This window comes from Actinoplanes sp. NPDC019969, from assembly GCF_055562375.1.
In genome coordinates, this window is record NZ_JBVHFK010000025.1 from 34,450 (window position 1) to 50,448 (window position 15,999).

At 72.1% G+C, this 15,999-nt stretch carries 15 protein-coding genes and 1 pseudogene; 12 read left to right on the forward strand and 4 right to left on the reverse strand.

What is annotated here, in order from left to right; all coding sequences use genetic code 11:
- The first annotated feature begins 26 nt into the window (after positions 1-26).
- The 5 genes from nadD to ACZ3II_RS41840 are packed head-to-tail and all read left to right on the forward strand — an operon-like array spanning position 27 to position 2,968.
- Positions 27-632, forward strand: coding sequence for a nicotinate-nucleotide adenylyltransferase (nadD, locus tag ACZ3II_RS41820; protein WP_465526132.1), 606 nt, complete (start codon positions 27-29; stop codon positions 630-632).
- Positions 633-671: 39 nt separating this feature from the next.
- The gene (gene rsfS, locus ACZ3II_RS41825; RefSeq protein WP_465526134.1) at positions 672-1,067 is read left to right on the forward strand and encodes a ribosome silencing factor; all 396 of its coding nucleotides are present in this window, start codon (positions 672-674) and stop codon (positions 1,065-1,067) included.
- Complete coding sequence (locus ACZ3II_RS41830) at positions 1,064-1,696, forward strand: histidine phosphatase family protein (protein ID WP_465526136.1); 633 nt, start codon at positions 1,064-1,066, stop codon at positions 1,694-1,696. Before rsfS ends, ACZ3II_RS41830 begins: the two co-directional genes overlap by 4 nt.
- A 35-nt stretch (positions 1,697-1,731) precedes the next feature.
- Positions 1,732-2,076: a hypothetical protein gene (locus ACZ3II_RS41835; protein WP_465526138.1), complete on the forward strand. Its 345-nt coding sequence runs from the start codon at positions 1,732-1,734 to the stop codon at positions 2,074-2,076.
- A gap of 40 nt (positions 2,077-2,116) precedes the next feature.
- A complete protein-coding gene (locus ACZ3II_RS41840; protein ID WP_465526140.1) occupies positions 2,117-2,968 on the forward strand; it encodes a DegV family protein in 852 nt (283 codons plus the stop codon).
- A 78-nt stretch (positions 2,969-3,046) separates the two neighbouring features.
- On the opposite strand, the gene ACZ3II_RS41845 is transcribed toward ACZ3II_RS41840, so the two are convergent.
- Positions 3,047-4,075, reverse strand: a complete 1,029-nt coding sequence (locus tag ACZ3II_RS41845; RefSeq protein WP_465526142.1) for a hypothetical protein — start codon at positions 4,073-4,075, stop codon at positions 3,047-3,049.
- A gap of 24 nt (positions 4,076-4,099) precedes the next feature.
- Positions 4,100-4,891, reverse strand: coding sequence for a putative protein N(5)-glutamine methyltransferase (locus ACZ3II_RS41850; protein ID WP_465526144.1), 792 nt, complete (start codon positions 4,889-4,891; stop codon positions 4,100-4,102).
- A gap of 355 nt (positions 4,892-5,246) precedes the next feature.
- Between ACZ3II_RS41850 and ACZ3II_RS41855 the strand changes: the two genes are divergently transcribed.
- The 4 genes and pseudogenes from ACZ3II_RS41855 to ACZ3II_RS41870 all read left to right on the forward strand — a co-directional run.
- Entirely contained in the window at positions 5,247-6,005 is a 759-nt protein-coding gene (locus tag ACZ3II_RS41855; RefSeq protein ID WP_465526146.1) for a ComEA family DNA-binding protein, read from the forward strand.
- The gene (locus ACZ3II_RS41860; RefSeq protein ID WP_465526148.1) at positions 6,002-8,383 is read left to right on the forward strand and encodes a ComEC/Rec2 family competence protein; all 2,382 of its coding nucleotides are present in this window, start codon (positions 6,002-6,004) and stop codon (positions 8,381-8,383) included. Before ACZ3II_RS41855 ends, ACZ3II_RS41860 begins: the two co-directional genes overlap by 4 nt.
- Positions 8,384-8,602: 219 nt before the next feature.
- Positions 8,603-9,586: a DNA polymerase III subunit delta gene (gene holA / locus ACZ3II_RS41865; RefSeq protein WP_465526150.1), complete on the forward strand. Its 984-nt coding sequence runs from the start codon at positions 8,603-8,605 to the stop codon at positions 9,584-9,586.
- A pseudogene (locus ACZ3II_RS41870) lies at positions 9,583-9,813 on the forward strand (hypothetical protein); the annotation flags it as partial. The gene holA and the pseudogene ACZ3II_RS41870, both read left to right, overlap by 4 nt.
- A gap of 1,558 nt (positions 9,814-11,371) precedes the next feature.
- Here ACZ3II_RS41870 and rpsT read toward each other — a convergent pair.
- The gene (rpsT, locus tag ACZ3II_RS41875) at positions 11,372-11,638 is read right to left on the reverse strand and encodes a 30S ribosomal protein S20 (RefSeq protein ID WP_183226191.1); all 267 of its coding nucleotides are present in this window, start codon (positions 11,636-11,638) and stop codon (positions 11,372-11,374) included.
- A 209-nt stretch (positions 11,639-11,847) separates the two neighbouring features.
- Positions 11,848-12,852, reverse strand: a complete 1,005-nt coding sequence (locus ACZ3II_RS41880; protein WP_465526152.1) for a phosphotransferase family protein — start codon at positions 12,850-12,852, stop codon at positions 11,848-11,850.
- Between the two features lie 94 nt (positions 12,853-12,946).
- Here ACZ3II_RS41880 and ACZ3II_RS41885 point away from each other — a divergent pair, with 94 nt between their 5' ends.
- The 3 genes from ACZ3II_RS41885 to ACZ3II_RS41895 all read left to right on the forward strand — a co-directional run bounded on the left by ACZ3II_RS41885 (position 12,947) and on the right by ACZ3II_RS41895 (position 15,877).
- Positions 12,947-13,480 carry a DUF4240 domain-containing protein gene (locus ACZ3II_RS41885; RefSeq protein WP_465526154.1) on the forward strand — a complete coding sequence of 178 codons (534 nt, stop codon included), beginning with the start codon at positions 12,947-12,949 and terminating at the stop codon, positions 13,478-13,480.
- Between the two features lie 153 nt (positions 13,481-13,633).
- Entirely contained in the window at positions 13,634-15,514 is a 1,881-nt protein-coding gene (gene lepA, locus ACZ3II_RS41890; protein WP_465526156.1) for a translation elongation factor 4, read from the forward strand.
- 81 nt (positions 15,515-15,595) lie between these two features.
- Complete coding sequence (locus ACZ3II_RS41895; protein ID WP_465526158.1) at positions 15,596-15,877, forward strand: GlsB/YeaQ/YmgE family stress response membrane protein; 282 nt, start codon at positions 15,596-15,598, stop codon at positions 15,875-15,877.
- The last annotated feature ends 122 nt before the right edge of the window (positions 15,878-15,999 follow it).

Sequence of the window (15,999 nt, forward strand, 5' to 3'; positions counted from 1 at the left end):
GGCCGCCCGCCCCGTATCCTTCTCTGATGTCCAGGCGGCGGATCGGCATCATGGGTGGGACCTTCGATCCCATCCACCACGGGCACCTGGTCGCCGCCAGCGAGGTCCAGGCGCGGTTCGACCTGGACGAGGTGATGTTCGTGCCGACCGGTCAGCCGTACGAGAAGGGCAAGGTCTCGCCCGCCGAGGACCGTTACCTGATGACCGTCGTCGCGACCGCCTCCAACCCGCGCTTCCACGTCAGCCGCGCCGACATCGACCGGGACGGCCCCACCTACACCGTCGACACGCTGCGGGACATGCGGGCCGTGTACGGGCAGTCCGCCGAGCTGTACTTCATCACCGGCGCCGACGCGCTCGGCCGGATCATGTCGTGGAAGGACGCGCTCACCATGCTGGAGCTGGCGCACTTCATCGGCGTCACCCGGCCCGGGTTCGAGCTGTCCGGCGCGCACCTGCCCGCCGACAGCGTCACCCTGGTCGAGGTCCCGGCGATGGCCATCTCCTCCAGCGACTGCCGCCACCGGGTCGCCACCGGCCTCCCGGTGTGGTACCTGGTGCCGGACGGTGTCGTGCAATACATCAACAAGCGGGGCCTGTATCGGGACGCGGGGATTACCGGGCCGGTGTGAGACGCTTGACGTCCTGATACCCGACCGAGGAGACCCCTTTTGCCCGTCACCGAACGCGCTCTTGAACTCGCCCTGACGGCCGCCCAGGCCGCCGCGGACAAGAAGGCGCAGGACATCTCCGTCATCAACGTCGCCGAGCAGATCTACATCACCGACGCGTTCGTCATCGCCTCGGCGGCCAACGAGCGTCAGGTGCAGGCGGTCGTCGACGCCATCGAGGAAGCGCTGCTCAACCTGCCGGAGAAGGCGAAGCCCGAGCGGCGTGAGGGCCTGCAGCAGGGCCGCTGGGTGCTGCTCGACTACATCGACATCGTGGTGCACGTGCAGCACGTCGAGGAGCGCGAGTTCTACGCCCTCGACCAGCTCTGGAAGGACTGCCCGCTGATTCCGTTCGTCGACCGTGACCTGGCCGACGCCGGCGCTGAGGCCCCGTGACCCGCCTCATCGTCTGGCGGCACGGCAACACCGACTGGAACGCCGGCTCCCGCGTGCAGGGGCAGACCGACGTCCCGCTCAACGAGCTGGGCCGCCGGCAGGCCGTCGACGCGGCCGAGCTGCTCGTCCGTCTGCGCCCGGCCGCGATCGTCGCCAGCGACCTGAGCCGGGCCGCCGACACCGCCGCCGCCCTCGCCGCCCTGACCGGCCTCGCCATCCGCCCCGACGAGCGGCTGCGCGAGCGCTACTTCGGCGAGTGGCAGGGCATGACCATGGCCGAGGTCGCCGCCGAGCGCCCCGAGGAGCACGCCCGCTGGACCGCCGGCGAGGACGTCATCGGAGGCGAGGTGGAGACCCTCGACGACCTCGGCAAGCGGGTCTCCGAGGCACTGCAGGACGCGGCCCGCCTGGTCCCGGCGGACGGCACCGTCGTGGTCGCCACCCACGGCGCGGCCGCCCGGCAGGGCGTCGGTCACCTGCTCGGCTGGCCGCGTGAGCAGCTGCGCACGCTGCGCGCCCTGCAGAACTGCCACTGGGTGGAGCTCACCCGCGACGAGGCCCGGGGCTGGCAGATGGCGGCGTACAACGTCGGTGTCATGGCCGAGCGCCCGGTCCCGCCGCCGGTGTGAGGGAACCCGTCCGGAGTCGGTAGCGTCTGAACACCATGCGTATCCTCATCCCCGCCGCGCTCCTCCTGGCGCTCGCCACCGGTTGCGCGAACAACGATCCCGTCCAGCCCGGCTCGCCCGAGTCCGCCGTCACCTCGGCTGCGGCGCCCTCCGTGGCTCCGGGCGAGACCGTCCTCACCGGCACCGTCACCGCCGGGGTCGAGCCGAACTGCCTGCTCCTCAAGGACGGCACCGGCGACCATCTGCTGATCATCAAGGACGAGCAGGCCCGCGCCTCGGTCCAGGTCGGCGCCGAGGTCACCGTGACCGGCAAGTCCGCGCCGGGCACCATGACCACCTGCATGCAGGGCGTGCCGTTCGAGGTCTCCTCGGTTCGGTAGCCGGCAGGTGGCGCACATCTGAATCAAGTACCTTGCCTGCATGACCATCGCGGTCGTCACCGACTCCACCGCGTACCTGCCGGCCGAGCTGAACGGCACGTATGACCTGACCATCGTGCCGCTCACCGTCGTGATCAACGGCTGGGACGGCCTGGAGGGCACCGAGGTCTCGCCGGCCGAGGTGGCCCGGGCGCTCACCGCGCGCCGGGCCGCCGTCAGCACCTCACGGCCGGCGCCCGCCCAGTTCGTCACGGAATACCGGCGCCTCCTCGACGCGGGCGCCGACGGTGTCGTCTCGGTGCACCTGTCCGCCAAGCTGTCCGGCACCCACGAGGCCGCGCAACTCGCGGCCGCCGAGGTCGGCCCCCGGGTCCGGGTGGTCGACAGCGGGACCGCGGCGATGGGCCTCGGCTTCCCGGCGCTCGCCGCCGCCGCCGCTGCCCGGGCCGGCCACGACCTGGACACCGTCACCGCCGCCGCCGCCGACCACGCGGCCCGGGTCACCACGCTGTTCTACGTCGACACCCTCGAGTTCCTGCGCCGCGGCGGCCGGATCGGGGCCGCGTCGGCGCTGCTCGGCACCGCCCTGTCGGTCAAGCCGATCCTGCACGTCGACAACGGGGCGGTCACGGTCCGTGACAAGGTCCGGACGACGGGGCGCGCCCTCGCCCGGCTCGTCGATCTCGCCGTCGAGGCGGCCGGGGCCGGGGAGGCGGACGTCGCGGTCCATCACCTCGGCACGCCGGAACGGGCGGAGTTGCTGGTGGAGGCGTTGAGCGAGCGGCTCGGGGATCGCTTGCGGGACTGCTATCTCACCGAGGTGGGCGCGGTGGTCGCGGCACACACGGGGCCGGGGCTGGCCGGGATCGTCGTTCACTCCCGTACGGGATGAGCGTCGGATCTTGTGCGGCTGGTTCTCAGGCTGTCTCACGGCACGTGAGACAGCCTGAGAACCAGCCGGGGTTTCGCCCTACGCGGGCCAGGAAGTGGCGAACCAGCGGGGCGGGGTGTGGTCGGTCGGCTTCAGGTGGGGGAGCAGGTCGGGCCACGGGATGACGCGGTCGCCGCACTGAACCTCGTCGGCCTCGGGCAGCAGGGTGGGGGAGTCCTTCGGCCACAGGGCGCGGGTGTGCCAGCCCTCGGCACGGGACCCGATCAGCTGCAGTGGCGCCGACGGGTGCTCGGGGTCGGCGGGCTGGACGTCGTACTCGTGCATGGCCAGCAGGCGCTCGGCCCGCCGGACCGTCTGGTGCAGGCGATGACCCGGTGGGGCGGTGTAGGGGACGGTGCAGCCGTCCGGGTCGCTGACGTAAGCCATCGGGGACAGCGGGTGCGGTGACGTCACGAAGATCGCCTCCGCCTCGGCGAACAGGGCCACCAGGTGCGGGCTGTCGTCGGCGGTCACCAGCAGCGTGCCCCGTTCCGGGGCGAACGCCACCGGTGTGCCGCCGACCTGCCCGGTCAGCCGGGTCAGCCAGCCGGGCAGGAGCAGGTGGGAGGTCCAGTACGCGTTGCCGTCGTCGACGAACCGCACGGTCACCGGGCCCGTCGCCGTGCCGTGCAGGACCGCCCCGCTGAGATTGGCGCGAGCCCTGGCGAAGATCTGATCGGAATCGGTCTTCCAAGCGGCGGACTGGGCCGGGGTCACGTACGTCATGGTGTCGGGTTGATCGACCACGGCGAACTCGGACAGGAAAGGCAGAGCCGGGCGCCGCAGCAGCGCGCCCGGCGCGGCGCCGCGCAGCACCGGCCGGAGCAGCGGGGCCGCATCCGCCCAGGACGGCGGCACGCGCAGCAGGCCCGCGACGAACCCGGCGAGATCCTTGCGGCCGATCAGCGGGGTCAGCGGCACGACGGTGGGCTCGGCGTCGCCGGGCACCGTGAACCTGATCTCGAAGGCGCGGGAGTGGTACCGCGCTCCGGAGATGCCGGCGTGGCGCAGACGGCGGAGCACCCGGGCGGCCAGCCGGGCGCGGGCGATCCTACGCAGCAGGCCCACGGCGTCCTTCTCGTCAGAGGGTCATCAGGCAGGGCTTATAGGGGTACGGCGCGCCAGGATCGCGCGGGCGTCGAGATCATCGTCGGTGGTGACAGTGGCCGTCAATCCGTTCCCGCGGACGGCGTCCACGGCCGCCCCGGTCTGCGCCTCGGTGATCTCGGAGATCAGCAGGCCATCGGGGGCGAGCCAGGCGGCGGCACCCGCGACGACCGCGCGGAACACCGCCAATCCGTCGTCGCCGCCGTCCAGGGCGGTCCGCGGCTCGTGATCGCGGGCCTCGGCGGGCAGGAACGGGATGTGCCGGGTGGCGACGTAGGGGACGTTGGCCAGGAGCAGGTCGATGCGGCCGCGGAGCTCGGTGGGCAGGGCGTGGAAGAGGTCACCCTGGTGGACGTGGGCCCCGGCGGCCAGGTTCTCGGCGGCGCAGGCCACGGCGGCCGGGTCCAGGTCGGCGGCGTGCAGGGTGATGCCGGGGACGCGGTGGCGGACGGCCAGGCCCAGGGCGCCGGAGCCGCAGCACAGGTCGACCACGAGGGCGTCCGGGGGGATCGCGGAGGCGGCGAGGCGTACCAGCAGCGCGCTGCGGAGCCGGGGGACGAAGACGTGGCGGCGCAGGCGGACGCGTACCCCGCAGAAATCGGCGAAGCCGACCACCTGTTCCAGAGGCTCACCGGAAGCACGCCGGGTGACCATCGCGTCCAGCTCGGCGCCGGAGGCGGCGGCAGTGGCCAGAATCTCCGCCTCCTCCTCGGCGAAGACGCATCCCGCGGCACGCAGCCGGGCGGTGGCCCGGGCGAGCGTATCGGTGGAAGTCACACGCAGTCCTTAGCACGAATCGGTTGTCCACAGCGCGGGGTTGTCCACAGGGACGCGGGCGGGGGAACCCGGAAGTTCCTACGGTCGGGCCGTGCGAGAGGCGAAGGATAGCGGTGATGCCGTCGGAGCGCGGCTGCGGGCGGTGCTCGATGCGGGGGCGGGCTCCCGTGCGGTTCCCGAGCAGGGGCCGCTCAGCTGGGCGGACATCATTCCGGCGTGGTCGTCGGAGGAGGATGATGTCTCCCCTTTCGAGGGCGCTTCCCGGTCGGGGGAGCCTGGGGGCGGGGCGCTGGGCGGCGGTTCCGGCGGATCTTCGGCTCCGGATGAGCCGGGCGCGGGTGGGCCTGTCGACGATGTGCCGGCCTATCCGTGGGACGGGGCGGAGTCCTTGCGGCGGTCCGTGCCGCCGGGTTCTGTGTCCACGCCATCGGGTTCTCGGTCCGCGCTGCAGACGGAACAGGGGCTCAGTGGGGAAGGGGCCTTCGGCGGGGGACGGCGGCAGTGGCTGCCCGCGTTCGATCCGGGGCGGCCCGGGGTGCGGGCGCTGGCGGCGGTGGCCGTGGTCGTGGTGCTCGGGGCGGCGTACTTCGCCTGGCAGTCGCGGCCGCGGCTCGACGAGGTCACGCTGACGCCGGCCGGCACGGTCACCGCGCAGACATCCGGGCCGGTCCGGGCGGCGGCGACCGGTGAGGTGGTGGTCGCGGTCGGCGGGAAGGTGTTGCGGCCTGGGCTGGTACGCCTCAGCCCCGGCGCACGGGTCGCCGACGCGCTGGTCGCGGCCGGTGGGCCCGAGGCGGGGGTGGACGTGGCGATGCTCAACCTCGCGCGGAAGGTCACCGACGGTGAGTTGATCATGGTGGGGGTGACTCCGCCGCCCGGCGCCGTCACGGGCAGCGGCGCCGCTCCCACCGGTGGGTCCGGGCTGGTCGATCTCAACACGGCGACCCTCGGCCAGTTGGACGGGCTGCCCGGGGTGGGACCGGTGCTCGCCCAGCGGATCCTGGACGCGCGGGAGGCTCAGGGCGGCTTCCGGGCGGTCAGCGACCTGCGCAAGGTGGACGGGATCGGGGATGCCCGCTACGAGCAGCTCAAGGACCTGGTGACGGTCGGATGAGCGCGGACCGCCGGATCCCGGACCTGCGGCTCGCGGGCTTCGCCATCGGCCTCTGGCTGGCGGCTCTGGGCGCGCTCCACCTGCCGGCGGCCTGGGGCGTCGGGGTCGGTGTCGCGGGGCTCGCCGTGGCAGCGGGGGCAGCGTCGGCCAGGGGCGTCAGGCCGGCGGGGAGGGGATCGAGCGGCGGGACCGGTGCGGACGGGTGGGGCCGGGCGGTCCGGTGGATCGTGGTGGCGGTCGGGCTCGGGGTGGGGTGTGGGGCGATCGCCACCGGGGCGAGGTTGTCGGTGCGGGAGACGCCGGCGCTGGTCGCGCTGGTGGAGAGCGGTGCGACGGTACGGGTGGAGCTGGTGATCCGGGACGACCCGCGACTGCTGGCCCGTTCCGCCGGCCCGCCGACGTACCTGGTCGCCGCCGACCTGGACGCGGTGACCGCGGAGGACGCCGCGCCGATCCGGCTCACCGCACGGACGCTGGTGCTCGGCTCCGGCCCCGGCTGGCGGGAACTGCTGCCGGGCCAGCGGGTCACCGCGACCGGCCGCCTGATGCCGCCCCGGCCCGGTGACCTGCGGGCCGCCGTGGTCTCGGCCCGTACCCCACCCCGGCTGGAAGGCCGGCCGTCGTGGGTGCAGCGCTGGGCCGGAGTGCTGCGGACGGGACTGCAGCGGGCCTGCGAGCCGCTGCCGGACGACTCCGGAGGGCTGCTGCCGGGCCTGGTCGTCGGCGACACGAGCCGGCTGGACCCGGGGCTGGAGGCGGATTTCCGTACGACCGGAATGACGCACCTGACCGCGGTGTCCGGCACCAATGTCGCGATCGTCCTCGGCGTCGTGCTGTTCGTGGTACGGCGGACCCGGGCCGGACCGCTGCTCTGCGCGGTGCTGTGCGCGATCGCGCTGGCCGGGTTCGTCGTCCTGGCCCGGCCGTCGCCCAGCGTGATCCGGGCGGCCGCGATGGGCGCGATCGGCCTGCTCGGGCTCGCCGCCGGCCGGCCCCGGGCGGCAGTTCCGGCCCTCGCGGCGGGTGCGGCGGTCCTGCTGATCACCGATCCGGAACTCGCCGCGGATGCCGGGTTCGCGCTGTCGGTCCTGGCCACGGCCGGTCTGCTGCTGCTCGCGCCGGTCTGGCGGGACGGGCTGCGGCGGCGCGGCTGGCCGGGTTGGGCGGCGGAGGCCCTCGCCGTTCCGGCGGCCGCCCAGGTCGCCTGCGGGCCGGTGGTCGCCGCCATCTCGGCGACCGTCAGCCTGGTCGCGGTGCCGGCCAACCTGGTGGCGGTGCCCGCGATCGCCCCGGCCACCCTGTTCGGTGTCGCGGCGGCGGTGCTGTCCCCGGTGTGGCCGGCGGGCGCCGAGTTCGCGGCCTGGATCGGGCACTGGCCCACGGAGTGGCTGGTGCTGGTGGCCCGGGCGGGCGCGCGGCTGCCGACCGGGGCGCTGCCGTGGCCGGGCGGCGCGCTCGGCGGGGTGCTGCTCGCCGTGCTGACCGTGGCGTTCCTGGTGGCGGCCCGGCGGGAGCTGGTACGGCGGCTGGCGACAGTGGTCGCCCTCGGCGCCGTCCTCGGTGCCCTGCCGGTGCGGCTGCTCGCCTCCGGATGGCCGCCGCCGGGCTGGCTCGTGGTGGCGTGCGCGGTGGGACAGGGTGACGCGGTGGTGTTGCCCGCCGGGTCGGGGCGGGCCGTGGTGGTCGACGCCGGGCCGGAGCCGAACGCGGTCGACCAGTGCCTGCGCCGGCTCGGGATCCGGCACGTGACGGTGTTCGTGGTCAGTCACTTCCACGCCGACCACATCGGCGGGGTGGCCGGGGTGTTCCGGGGCCGGGAGGTGGGTGCGGTGATCGGGCCGGACTGGCCCGAACCGGCGGGCGGCCGGGCCGCGGTGGCGGAGGCGGCGGCCGGCGCCGGGATCGCGGTGGAGACGGTCGGGGCGGGGTGGGCGTACGCCGAAGGGGGTTTGCGTCTCGATGTGCTCGGCCCGCTCGCGCCGATGCGCGGGACCAACTCGGATCCGAACAACAACTCGCTGATCCTGCGGGCCGTCGTCGGTGGGCGGTCGGTGCTGCTGCTCGGTGACGCGGAGACCGAGGAGCAGGAGGATCTCGTGGCCGGGATCGGTGCGGCGGGTCTGCGGGCGGACGTGCTGAAGGTGGCGCACCACGGCAGCGCCCTGCAGTCGCCGGCGCTGGTGGAGGCGGTGGATCCGGCGGTGGCGCTGGTGTCGGTCGGCCGGGACAACGATTACGGGCATCCGAACGCGGTGCTGCTCGGATGGATCGCTCAGGGTGGGGCGCGGATTCTGCGTACCGATGAATCGGGTGATGTCGCCGCGGTGGCGGTGAAGGGTGGCCTCGCCGTCGCCGTGAGCGGCGACCCACCGCGATAGAGCAATCGACACGCCGGAGCGGCGACCGGATTTTACCGACTATAGGGCTCTATGTCAGGTGAATCGGTCTAATCACCCGTGCGGTGCATCGGGCCTGAGCAAGCGACTGTACGGCGGGGACGGGATAACTGGCGGCCGATATGTCTGGTTTCGCATTCGGTGATCAGCGTTCTGCGCTAACGAGTGAGGCTCACGGAACTGTCGGTCCCCCGTGCGACGATGTTGCACGTGAATGCCGTGCCACCGCCCTCGTTGCTGCTCGTCCAAGGCGACGAGGAGCTTCTCGCCGCCCGTGCCGTCGCCGAGGCGGTCGCGGCGGCGCGGGCTGCCGACCCCGGCGCGGACGTCCGGGAGTACGAGGCGGCCGCCCTGGTCGCCGGCGAGGTCGCCGAGATGCTGAGCCCGTCGCTGTTCGGCGGCCGCCGCGTCCTGGTGATCCGGAGCGGTCAGGACGCGCGGAAAGATCTCACCACCGCCCTGCTGGTCTATGCGAAGAGTCCCGACCCCGACGTCACGCTCATCGTCACCCACGTCGGTGGGGCCAAGGGCAAGGCGTTCGCCGACGGGCTCCGGGCGGCAGGCGCCACCGTCGTGCCGGTGATGAAGTTCAAGAAGGACGCCGAGCGGATCGCGTTCGTCCGCAACGAGTTCCGCCGCAACGGCGCCCGGTGTGACGACTCCGCCGCGTCCGCGCTGCTCCAGGCGGTCGGCAACGACCTGCGGGAGATCGCCGCGGCCTGCTCCCAGCTGCTCGCCGACACCGACGGCAAGATCACCGAGGCCGTGGTCGCCCGCTACTACAAGGGCCGTGCCGAGGTCACCGGCTTCGCCGTGGCCGACGCCGCGATGGTCGGCGACGTGTCCGGCGCGCTCGAGGCGCTGCGCTGGGCCCTGCACGTCGGCGTCGACCCGGTGCCGATCGCCGACGCGCTCGCCGACGGTGTCCGCACGGTGGCGCGGGTCGCGTCCGCCGGCCGTGGCAACCCCTATCAGCTGGCCTCCACGCTCGGCATGCCCGCGTGGAAGATCGAGAAGGCGCAGGGCCGCAGCCGCGGCTGGACCCCGGAGGGCCTGGCCGACGCGATGCGCGCCGCCGCCGACTGCAACGCCGCGGTCAAGGGCGGCGCCGAGGACCGTGGCTACGCCCTGGAGAAGACCGTCTTCGCCATCGCGACCGCCCGCCGGGACGGGGCCGCCCGATGAGCCGCGAGATCCGTTCCCGCCGGGCCGAGCCGTCCGACCGGCCGCTCTACTCCCGGGCGCTGCGCCTGCGTCACCTCGCACCGAGCGGCCTGCTCTGTTTCGTCTTCCTGGAGGGCGCTGTCGTCCTCGGGCTGCTGCTCGCCCTCGCCGAGCTGGTCAGCTGGTGGGGGGTGCTGGTTCTGCCGGTCACGGTCGCTCTGATGGTCAAGTTCAACGATCTGGTCGCCGGTGCTCTCAGCCCGCGGCCGGTGGCCCGGGAGACCACTGCCGAGCGGGCGTCCGTGTTGCGCCCGGCCGCCATGTCGGGGTCCACGTATCGTGCCCACACCAGCGACACCTCAGGGCTGGAGGTGGATGCGGTGCCGTCCTCGACCTCTCAGGCCGGTGTCTCCACGGCTGAGGGCTTCCAGCCCGGTGTCTCCCCGGGCCTGGCCGCGGGATTCCGGGTTGCCGTCTCCCCCGCCCCGGCCGGTATGGCGCCCTTTGCGCGAGACCAGCGGTTCGGTCCGGATGTCGCGCCGCTCAGCGGTCAGCCCGGCGGCCCGTTTCGGGGCGACGCCGGGTCCGAGGGGTTCGCGCCGGTCGTGGCCCATGAGCCGTCCGCCCTGGGTTATGGGCACATGGCCGCCCCAGGCGCCCTTCCGGACGGTTACCAGCCCGACCTCGCGAACGGCTATGAGGCCGGCGGATTCGGGCCGGGACATCCGACGGTGTATTCCAGCTCCTCGGCGGCGAGCCCGCAGCTCTACGCCGAGAGCAACATGGCGAGCGAGCACGCCTACACCGGCGCCGAGGACGGCGGTCATCCGTACGCGGACCGCTACACCTACGCCGACACCGATGTGACCGGTCGCGGCCCGGCCGAGGGTCCTCTGGCGGCTGACGGTCGGCTCGGGGCGGGCCTCTATACGGACCAGGCGAGGAATGTCGACGTGACGCGACTCCCCTCGTCCGGGAACCCGTCGGCAGCGGGGGACGAGTCACGTCCCGCCGACAACAGCGCCCCGAGCCGGCGGCCGTGGGCCGATCAGTTGGACGTGCGTCAGCAGATGGCCCGTCAGGCGGCCTCTCGGCGCTACGAGTAAACCGTGGTCGGTCATCGGCCACGTGTCACCGGTCTTGCGGATGTCCACCGCCCGGCGGCGCGGCGCCCCGCGTAGTGGTTTGTGGTTGACCGTCTTGCCGCAAGTCGACATGCAACAACCAGCGCGTGTTGCGTGGTGATTTGTGGTCGATCGTCGTGCCGTAAGTTCACACAACAGCGGCGCGTGGTGACTTCTGGCCGACCGTCCCACCGCGAGTCAACACGTCGCGACCGGCGGGCAGTGCGTGATGATCCGGGGTCGGCCGTCCCGCCGCGGATCACCACACGAGAGCCGAACCGGCTTCTGTGATCACTTACGGTTGGCCGCCACGACTAGGTGGATGCCTGGCAGATGACCGGCGGGGCCGTGCGCGGCTGATGACAGGCGTGCCGCGGTGAGGGGACGCAACCGGCGTGAGGTGACCACGGGCGCGGATCCGGACGGCCGCGCTGGGGAAGCCACGATGGCAGGACCGAATGCGCCGGCGCCCGTGCGGGAATGGCCCAGGCCGGCCGCGGGGAATGGCTTGTGGGGGCGGGGAGAGCGCGTCACCCGTACCCGAAAGGGAAATGCGACCGGGCACCGCTGCGGACCGTGAGGTCCAACGGTGCCCGGGGTCGTCCAGGCCTTCCCACCTGAAAGGTGGGCTCAGATCGCCGGCCGCGTCCGTGCGGCCGCCGATCTGATCGATCCGTCTGGATCAGGCGGACAGCGCGGCGATCTTCTTGGCGATGGCCGACTTACGGTTGGCCGCCTGGTTCTTGTGGATGACGCCCTTGCTGACAGCCTTGTCCAGCTGACGCGAGGCGTCACGCAGCAGCGCGGTGGCCGACTCGACGTTGCCCGAGTCGCTCGCCTCGTGCAGCTTGCGGATCACGGTCTTCAGCGAAGACTTGACCGACTTGTTGCGCAGACGGGCCTTCTCGTTCTGCCGGTTGCGCTTGATCTGGGACTTGATGTTCGCCACGCGACAGCCTTGTCCTGACTAGTTCGGAAAAATGGTCTCAACGAATGGTCACCGCGATCGGCTCACCCGGCGAGGCCGGTACAGGAGTCGACAGCGTGTCACCACACGCGAGGAACCAGGTTACCAGCATGCCTCCGAGCCGCCAAAATGGCTCCGGTGCGGAGAGGCGGAGGGCTGCGCAGAGGCGGAGGCCGGCGGAGATACGGCGGTCAGCGGCGCAGCCAGCCGCGTTTCGCCGGGGCGGTGTCCCAGCCGCGGCGTTCGGTCAGCCACGCGAGGGCCTGCTCGCCGCTGAACCGCTGGTGCTGACGGCTGTGCGGGGACGCGCTGCTCGGCCCGTCCCCGGCCCGGACCAGCCAATAGCCGGAGAGCGCCGCCAGCGCCCCGTCCACCCCTTCGTCCGGAGCGCCCCAGGCCCGCAGCACCGCGTCCGTGTCCAATCCGCTGGCGTAGGCGCTCACCAGCAGGGTGACCGTGTCGAACCAGGGCGCTCCCAGGCACGGCCAGGTCCAGTCGCAGAGCCAGGAGCGGCCGCCGGTGTCGATCAGCACGTTGTCGACCCGGAGGTCGCCGTGCGCCATGCCGTCGCCGGCGGCGAGTTCGGGCAGGGCGCGTTCCAGCTTGGCGAGGTCGGCCAGGCGCTGCGGTGCGATCGTCGTGCGGGCCGGTTCGGGCATCGGCTCCCGGCGTCTGGCGATCAGCGACCACCAGGACATCTCGTTGCGCAGGATGTCCGGGAGGGTGGGCAGCCCGATCTCCAGCAGCGCCGGCGACGGGTAGGCGAGCGCGGTGGCGGCGGCCGACCACGTGCGGAGGGTGGTGTCCAGGTCGGCCTGCGTCCAGGGCAGCGCCGGGATACGGCCGTCGACCGCCTCCAGGCAGAGCACGAACCAGCCGGCCGCGGTCATGGTCCAGAGCGGGCGGGCGGCGGTCACCTCGGGCGGGAGGGCGGCGGTGACGGCGGCCTCCCGGGCGTACCACTGCGCGACCGGATCGTGCAGCGGCGCCGCTTTGACGAACCCGCTGGTCCCGCTCTCGGTCTTGAGCACAGCGGCGAAGGCCCGGGTGAAGCCGCCGCCGGCGCTGCGCGCGACGGACACCGGTGCGCCGAGGCGTGCGGTGATCGCTTCGCGCACGGTCTCCGGCAGATCGGCCCAGGCGGGGCGTACGGCGGTGGCGTCGTACGGGACATCGGGCAGGATGATCGGCCGCATCCCCTCATCTTGCCGGGGACGTGACCGGCCGCGGAAAGCGCCGGGGACGTGTGCTGCCGCGGAAAGTGTCGTACCCCCCTGGCAGGATCACGGCATGCGAACCGACGATTTCTGGGCGGTCATCGACCGCGCCACCGCCGACCGGCCGGCCTCGCCCGCCGAGGTGGCCGAGCGTGCCGTCGCCGAGCTGGCCACGCGCGATCCGGAGGAGATCGTCGCCTGGGGCCGCCACCTGGACAAGGTGATGGCCGCCTCGGGCACGGAGGATCTCTGGGCCGCCGCCTATCTGATCAACAGCGGGGTCGACGGCGAGGGCTTCGACGCGTTCCGGGGCTGGCTCGTCGCCCACGGCCGCAAGGCGGTGGCCGCGGCCGTGCAGTCGCCGGACGTGCTGGCCAACGTGGTGGCGATCAAATCGGCCGCCGACACCGGCGCGGTGTTCGAGGCGGGTGAGGTGCTGGACATCGCGGCCCGGGCCTATGAGCAGGCCACCGGCGAGCCGCTGCCGTCCGGTGAGCGGCCACGCACCCGGCCGGACGCGGGTGATCTGTGGGATTTCGACAACGAGGACGAGATGCGCCGCCGCCTGCCGAAACTGTCCGCCCTGTTCCTGGAGCCGCCGGACTGAGCCGGGGATCCGGTTCCGGGGCGGGCGGCCGGGGACCGCTCGAACGGGTGTGATCGGACCTGCCCGGCCGGGCGTGGGACGATAGGGGTCGCCGGTGGGGACCGCCGGCTCACCACCAGCCCGTGAAGATCAGCCCGAGAAGAACGGAAGACCGTGCCCGGACCGCTCGACCCCGGCGTGAACGTGATCGGATCGACCGATCCCAGCCGCATCCGCAACTTCTGCATCATCGCGCACATCGACCACGGCAAGTCGACGCTGGCCGACCGGATGCTGCAGATCACCGGGGTGGTCGACCCGCGTCAGATGCGCGCTCAGTACCTCGACCGGATGGACATCGAACGCGAGCGCGGCATCACCATCAAGTCGCAGGCCGTGCGCATGCCCTGGACCGTCCGGGAGGGCGACAAGCAGGGCGAGACCGCCGTCCTCAACATGATCGACACCCCGGGCCACGTCGACTTCACGTACGAGGTGTCCCGCAGCCTGGCCGCGTGTGAGGGCGCGGTGCTGCTGGTCGACGCCGCGCAGGGCATCGAGGCGCAGACCCTCGCCAACCTGTACCTGGCGATGGAGAACGATCTCCACATCATCCCGGTGCTCAACAAGATCGACCTGCCGGCCGCGCAGCCGGAGAAGTACGCCGAGGAGCTCGCCAAGCTGATCGGCTGCGAGCCGTCGGACGTGCTGCGGGTGTCGGGCAAGACCGGTGTCGGCGTGGATCACCTGCTCGACGAGATCGTCCGGCAGTTCGTCGCGCCGGTGGGTGACGCGGCCGCTCCGGCCCGCGCCATGATCTTCGACTCGGTGTACGACGTGTATCGCGGCGTGGTGACCTACGTCCGGGTGATCGACGGCCGGATCCAGGCCCGCGACAAGATCAAGATGATGTCCACCGGCGCGGTGCACGAGCTGCTGGAGATCGGCGTCGTCTCGCCCGAGATGGAGAAGGCGACAGCGCTCGGCGTCGGCGAGGTCGGTTACCTGATCACCGGCGTGAAGGACGTCCGCCAGTCGAAGGTCGGCGACACCGTCACCGGTCACAACCGCCCGGCCAAGGAGGCGCTCGGCGGCTACAAGGACCCGAAGCCGATGGTCTACTCGGGCCTCTACCCAATCGACGGCTCGGACTATCCGGCGCTGCGTGACGCGCTCGACAAGCTGAAGCTGAACGACGCGGCGCTCACCTACGAGCCGGAGACGTCGGCGGCGCTCGGCTTCGGGTTCCGCGTCGGCTACCTGGGCCTGTTGCACCTGGAGATCATCGGCGAGCGGCTGGAGCGTGAGTTCAACCTCGACCTGATCTCCACCGCGCCGAACGTGGTCTACCAGGTGGTCACCGAGGACGGGAAGGAGCAGACGGTCACCAACCCGAGCGAGTTCCCGGCCGGCAAGATCGCCGAGATCCACGAGCCTGTGGTGAGGGCCACAGTCCTGGTGCCGAACGAGTACGTCGGCGCCGTCATGGAGCTGTGCCAGAGCCGCCGGGGCAGCCTGCTCGGCATGGAGTACCTGTCCTCCGAACGGGTGGAGCTGCGCTACACCCTCCCGCTCGCCGAGATCATCTTCGACTTCTTCGACCAGCTGAAGAGCAAGACCAAGGGTTACGCGTCCCTCGACTACGAGCCCTCCGGCGAGCAGGCCGCCGACCTGGTGAAGGTGGACATCCTGCTGCACGGCGAGCCGGTCGACGCGTTCAGTGCCATCGTGCACAAGGACAACGCCTACTCGTACGGCACGACGATCGCTGCCAAGCTGCAGAAACTCATCCCGCGGCAGCAGTTCGAGGTGCCCATCCAGGCGGCCATCGGCAGCCGGATCATCGCCCGCGAGACCATCCGCGCGATCCGCAAGGACGTGCTCGCGAAGTGCTACGGCGGTGACATCAGCCGTAAGCGCAAGCTGCTGGAGAAGCAGAAGGAAGGCAAGAAGCGGATGAAGATGGTCGGCCGTGTGGAGGTTCCGCAGGAGGCCTTCATCGCCGCGCTCTCGACATCCGATAGCACTGACACCAAGGGGACGACTAAAAAATAGGGCGGTTTGATTTCTCGGGGGGTCGGGAAACCAGTGTCTCGACGGACGCAACCAACAAGCTCCACCCCCGAGGAGGATCCCATGGAGTTCACGCTTGTCGGCATTCTGACCGCCCTGGTCGTCGGCCTGATCATCGGTGCTCTTGGCCGCCTGGTCGTTCCGGGCAAGCAGAACATGCCGCTGTGGCTGACGCTGGTGGTCGGCGTGGTCGCCGCCCTGCTGGGCACGGTGCTCGCCCGGGCCCTTGGTGTCGCTGACACCCGTGGCTTCGACGTCTGGGAGTTCATCTTCCAGGTCGCCTTCGCCGCGATCGGTGTGGCCCTGATCGCCGGCACCGGCCGTCGTCGTCACCTGACCCGCTGATTCAGCGGTCTGACGCAAACCCGGATACGCCGGTCCCCGCGAGGGGACCGGCGTTCTCCGTTTTGCGGGCCGGACCCGGCTGGTCGTGGTGGCTGTCTCAACGACGCTGAGACAGCCACCAC